The organism is Lapillicoccus sp. (assembly GCF_036559105.1).
Classification (GTDB): Bacteria; Actinomycetota; Actinomycetes; order Actinomycetales; family Dermatophilaceae; genus Lapillicoccus.
Genome location: NZ_DATBTV010000160.1, coordinates 1 through 4,491 on the forward strand (window position 1 = coordinate 1; position 4,491 = coordinate 4,491).

At 72.2% G+C, this 4,491-nt stretch carries 6 protein-coding genes; 3 read left to right on the forward strand and 3 right to left on the reverse strand.

The window, feature by feature from the left end:
• Positions 1–693 (reverse strand): proline dehydrogenase family protein (locus tag VIG79_RS19035; RefSeq protein ID WP_331888539.1); only part of this gene is annotated, 693 nt, incomplete at its 3' end.
• 75 nt (positions 694–768) lie between these two features.
• Between VIG79_RS19035 and VIG79_RS19040 the strand changes: the two genes are divergently transcribed.
• Positions 769–1,542: a maleylpyruvate isomerase family mycothiol-dependent enzyme gene (locus VIG79_RS19040; RefSeq protein WP_331888541.1), complete on the forward strand. Its 774-nt coding sequence runs from the start codon at positions 769–771 to the stop codon at positions 1,540–1,542.
• Between the two features lie 102 nt (positions 1,543–1,644).
• On the opposite strand, the gene VIG79_RS19045 is transcribed toward VIG79_RS19040, so the two are convergent.
• Positions 1,645–2,247: a TetR/AcrR family transcriptional regulator gene (locus VIG79_RS19045; RefSeq protein WP_331888543.1), complete on the reverse strand. Its 603-nt coding sequence runs from the start codon at positions 2,245–2,247 to the stop codon at positions 1,645–1,647.
• The gene (locus VIG79_RS19050; protein ID WP_331888545.1) at positions 2,244–3,041 is read right to left on the reverse strand and encodes a sugar phosphate isomerase/epimerase; all 798 of its coding nucleotides are present in this window, start codon (positions 3,039–3,041) and stop codon (positions 2,244–2,246) included. The genes VIG79_RS19045 and VIG79_RS19050 overlap by 4 nt, the downstream gene beginning before the upstream one ends.
• Positions 3,042–3,164: 123 nt before the next feature.
• Between VIG79_RS19050 and VIG79_RS19055 the strand changes: the two genes are divergently transcribed.
• Complete coding sequence (locus tag VIG79_RS19055) at positions 3,165–4,061, forward strand: hypothetical protein (protein WP_331888547.1); 897 nt, start codon at positions 3,165–3,167, stop codon at positions 4,059–4,061.
• Positions 4,058–4,491 (forward strand): class I SAM-dependent methyltransferase (locus VIG79_RS19060; protein ID WP_331888549.1); only part of this gene is annotated, 434 nt, incomplete at its 3' end. The genes VIG79_RS19055 and VIG79_RS19060, both read left to right, overlap by 4 nt.

Consider the following 4,491-nt stretch of genomic DNA (forward strand, 5'->3'; position numbering starts at 1 on the left):
CATCGGGTACCCCTGGCCGGCCATGAGGACCTTGAGGCAGCGCACGTAGGACTTGTCGACGTCGCCGGAGGATTGGTAGGCCACCGACTCCGGCTCCTTGTACGCCCCCTTGCAGAGCCGGACCCGGCTGCCCTCGTGGGCGAGGTCGGCACAGTCCGCCTCGGTCCGGTGGAGGTAGGCCTGGAGCACGGCGCCGACCGTCGGGAAGTCCTGGCGCAGCTCGCGCAGGGTCTCGAGGGTGCCGTCGGTAGTGGTGTGGTCCTCCATGTCGAGGGTCACCGTGGTGCCGGCGTTCGAGGCCGCCTGGCAGATCTGGCGGGCGTGCTCGAGGGCGATCTGGTGGCCGTCGCCGGGAAGCGCCTGGCCCAGCGCGGAGAGCTTGAGCGAGGCCTCGGCGGTCCCGTCGGTGGTGAGCCCGGCCCCGGCGAGCGCGGCGATCAACGCGAGGTAGGCGTCCCGGGTGTGCTGGGCCTGGCTGAGCTCGGTGGTGTCCTCGCCGAGGTAGTCGATGGTCGACATCCGGTGGCGGGCGGCGAGGCCACCGGATGCGCGTACGGCGTCCTCGGTGCGCGCCCCGGGAACGAATCGGTGAACGACGTTGCGGCTCACCGGCGCTCGTTCGACGGTGTCACGCACCGTCGTCGAGGCGGCGAGCTGCAGAAGGCCGTTCCGCAGCAGGTCACTGGGCTCCACAGGAGCAATCTATCGCCGGTCCCCGGTCGTCCCTCGGGTCGGCTCATCACCGGGACGAGGACCTAGGCTTCCGGCATGCCCACCGCCCTGACCATCGAGGAGCACGGTGAGGGGATCGGCGATGCGTGGACCGTGCTGCGCGACAACGCCGCTCGGGCCGGACTGTGGGCGCCGGTGCCGACCTGCCCCGGGTGGACGGTGCGGGCGCTGGTGGCGCACCAGGGCATGGTGCACCGCTGGGCGGCCGGTTGCCTACGCGGTGAGCGCGCCGACGACGAGGCGTGCGCCGTCGTCGAGCGCGAGGGCCTCGCCTCGCCCGACCTGCTCGCCTGGATGGACGAGGGGGCCAAGGACCTCCTGTCGACACTGGCGTTCGCCCCGGCCGACCTCGACGTGTGGTTCTTCCTCAAGGACTCCGCCGGGCCGCGGCAGGGCTGGGCGCGCCGGCAGTGCCACGAGACGACGATCCACGCGGTCGACGCGATGAGCGCCGCCCGCGGTTCCGTCCCACCGGCCGCGGAGACCTGGATCCACGCCGAGCTCGCGGCCGATGGTGTGGACGAGCTGCTGATGGGCTTCGTGCCGCGACGGCGGACCGGGTTGGAGCTTCCCGAACCCAGGACCGTCGTCGTCCGCACGACCGACACCCGGCAGGCGTGGACGCTGAGCGCCGGCGACGGGCGGACCACGTCCAGCGTGGGCGAGCCCGCCGCGGGCGCGGCCGACGTGGAGCTCTCGGGCACCGCGGCCCAGGTCTATCTCGCCCTCTGGAACCGCGGCGATGAGGTCAGCTGCACCGACCCGGCGCTGCTGGAGCGCTGGCGTTCGGACGTGCAGGTGCTCTGGTAGCTCGGCCCGGGACGCGGACGGCTCGACGGGCAGGAACGGCCGGATCCGTCGTTTCGGCTCCGATTCTCGTCCTGCTGCCCGTCGAGCTGTCCGCCGCGGCGGTCAGGGGTCGACGAGGTACCGCTGGAGGACGGGTCCAAGCCACGCCGCGAGGTCGTCGTGGCCGGCCTCGACTATCGCCGGCATCCTCACGACGTATCGCGTCGTGGCCAGCCCGAGGAGCTGAGCCGCCGCCAACGCCCCTCGTAGCGGCGCGTCGGCGACCTGGGTGCGGTTCGTGACCCGACCGGTGATCTCCCGGGCCACGAACTCGCGCATCAGCGCCGCGACATCGTCGTTGGTGTGGACGGCCCGGACCAGCGCGACGAGCCGTTCCTGGTTGTCGGCGTCGTCCCAGACCGTGAGGAAGGTCCGGACGAGCCGTTCCCCCAACGTGTCGAGCGGCCCCTGAAGCACCCGGTCGACCATGACCGCCGGGTTGACCCGCGTGAGGACCACCGACTGGGCGAAGAGGTCGGCCTTCCCGTCGAAGTAGTGGTGCACCAGCGCAGGGTCGACGCCGGCCACGCGGGCTACCGCCCGCAGCGACGTGCCCTCGTACCCCTTGTCGGCGAACTCACCGCGGGCCGCCTCGGAGATGAGGCGCCGAGTGTCCTCGCCCGCGGGGCGGCGGCCGCGGCGGACCGGTGGTGTCTCGTCGCTCACGGCTGCGGCACCGCAGCGAAGTGGAGCCGCGCGAACGCCAGCGCCGCGGCCAGGTCCAGCTCGCGCCCGTCGCCGTCCAGGCGCCGGGTACTCACCTCGACGACGATCGACCCGTCGAAACCGTTGCCGGCCAAGTGTTCCAGCATCTCGCCGCACGGCTGCGTCCCCCGGCCGGGCACCAGGTGCTCGTCCCGCGACGAACCGCTGCCGTCGGCGAGGTGGATGTGCGTGAGCCGCTCGTCGAGGGCGTGGGCCATCGCCATCGCGTCGGAACCGGCCGTGGCGGTGTGCGAGAGGTCCAACGTCACGTGGTCGAACGGCTGGTCGACGGGGTCCCAGTGCGGCAGGTAGGCGAGCATCTCGCGCTGCCCGGCCCGCCAGGGAAACATGTTCTCGACCGCGAGCCGGATGCCGGTCTCCTCCTCACGGATGGCGATCCCGTCGACGAACCCCGCCGCATACTCGCGCTGCCACCGGAACGGCGGGTGCAGGACGACGGTCGGCGCCCCGAGCGTGAGGGCCATGTCGATAGAGCGGTCGACCTTCTCCCACGGGTCCGTCCCCCAGACCCGTTGCGTGAGAAGGAGAGTCGGTGCGTGGATGGACAGGACGGGGAGCTCGTGCAGGTCGCTGAGCGCCTGGATCGCCCCCGGCTCCTGGGTCACCGGGTCGGTCCACACCATGACCTCCACCCCGTCGTACCCGAGGCGTCCGGCCGTCGCGAAGGTCGCCGCGCAGTTCTCGGGGTACATCGAGGCCGTGGAGAGCCCGATGCACGTGGTCACGGGCGCCATTGTCCGACATGTTCGCCGGCGCCCGTGCCGGGGCGACCAGCAGGTGACCTTCGCCCCCGGAGCGGCATCACGTCCGCGAGACGCGGGGCGACCCCGACCGGACCCTCCGCATACGCTGAGCCGGTGGCCGAGGTTCCGCTGGACATGCCCCGCATCTGGGTCGAGTTTGCCGACCCCGAGGACGCGGGCCAGCGGTTCCGGTGCGACCTGACGTGGCTCACGTCGAACTGGATGTGCATCTACGGGAACGGCTGCCAGGGCATCTACGCCGACCGTCCGGACGACGGGTGCTGCACACTCGGCGCCCACTTCACCGAGGACGCCGACTACGAGCGGGTCGCCGCCGTCGCGGCCGAGCTCGGGCCGGACGAGTGGCAGTACCGCGATGTCGCCTACCGAAAAGGTGTGCTGCGCAAGGACAACTGGACCGAGCCGGAGGACGGCGCGACGAAGACCAAGGTCGTCGACGGCGCTTGCATCTTCCTCAACCGAGCCGGCTTCCCCAGCGGGATGGGCTGCGCGCTGCACCAGCACGCGGTCCTGCAGGGTCTGCCGCCGACGTCGCTCAAGCCCGAGGTCTGCTGGCAGCTGCCGATCCGGCGCAGCTACCGCACGGTCGAGCTGGCCGACCAGACGAGCTACCTCGAGGTGACGATCACGGAGTACGACCGCCGGGGGTGGGGCCCCGGGGGCCACGACCTCGACTGGTACTGCTCGGGCAACCCCGAGGCGCACGTCGGCCGGGAGCCGGTCTACCGGTCCAACAAGGTCGAGCTCGTCGAGCTCATGGGCGAGGACGCCTACGAGGAGCTCGTCGTGCGCTGTGAGGCCCACCTGCGCGCCGTCACCGCGGCCCGGAGGATCGGCAACCGCAAGCTGCTCCCGCTGCTGGTCCACCCGGCCACCCTGGCCGCGCAGGACGTGCGCAGCGCCGAGCGCGCGTCGGCGGCGAAGGTCGAGAAGCTCGCGGCCGCGGCCCAGTCACAGGCCAAGCACGGGAAGAAGCGCCCTCGTCGGTGACCGAGCCGATACGCAGCCCGAACATCTGGGACTCGCCTGAGGTCTACGAGCTCGAGAACCTCGGCGTCGACCGTGCGGGCGTCATCGAGGCGGTGATGCGCGAGGTCCAGGACTGGGCCGGGCGCGACGTCCTCGACATCGGATGCGGCACCGGGTTCCACCTCCCGCGCTTCGCGGCGACGGCGCGGACGGTCGTCGGCGTCGAGCCGCACCCGCCCCTGGTCGTGCAGGCCCGTCGCCGGGTGGTCGCGCTGCCGACGGTGCGGGTGGTGCAGGCCTCGGCGGCCGAGACGACGCTCCCCGACGCGAGCGTCGACGTGGCCCACGCGCGGTGGGCCTACTTCTTCGGCCCGGGGTGCGAACCCGGACTGGCCGAGCTGGACCGGGTGATGCGCCCCGACGGGACGGCGTTCGTCGTCGACAACGACGC